This window comes from Streptomyces sp. BE20 (assembly GCF_036322525.1).
Lineage (GTDB): Bacteria > Actinomycetota > Actinomycetes > Streptomycetales > Streptomycetaceae > Kitasatospora.
This window is the reverse complement of record NZ_JAQYWW010000938.1, coordinates 1-390: the sequence shown is the minus strand read 5'-3', so window position 1 is coordinate 390 and position 390 is coordinate 1. Positions and strand designations below refer to the sequence as shown.

The window sequence follows — 390 nt, the reverse complement described above, 5'->3', positions numbered from 1 at the left end:
CGCGCAGATGCAGGCTCTCGTAGTCGAACGTCAGCGGCTCCATGGCGGGACGATAACCGGCTCCCGGGTCACAGCGCGACCACCCCCACCACGGCCGCCGCCACCACGACCAGCACACCCACCACATTGACGGCCATGTCCACGGAGACCCTGAGGACGACCGTGCCGGTCAGACGGTCGGCGGTGAGCTGCCAGGTGCTCAGGGTGCCGACGCCCAGCGTGGTCGTGGCCTCCCGCACCAGGGCGGGGACACGATCGTACGGCAGAGACTCCAGGTCGATCCGGGAGGCCGCCGGGGTGCCGGTCGGGGCGAAGACGACCGTCAGCAGGCGCTCCTGGACGGCGACGGTGAGCGCCCGCCGCCGGTCCTCGCCTCTGGCGAGCGTGGCG

1 pseudogene is annotated in these 390 nt (G+C 72.3%); it reads right to left on the bottom strand.

Going from position 1 to position 390, the window contains the following annotated elements:
• Nucleotides 1-68: 68 nt before the first annotated feature.
• Nucleotides 69-390: pseudogene (locus PUR61_RS22035) on the bottom strand (hypothetical protein); the annotation flags it as partial.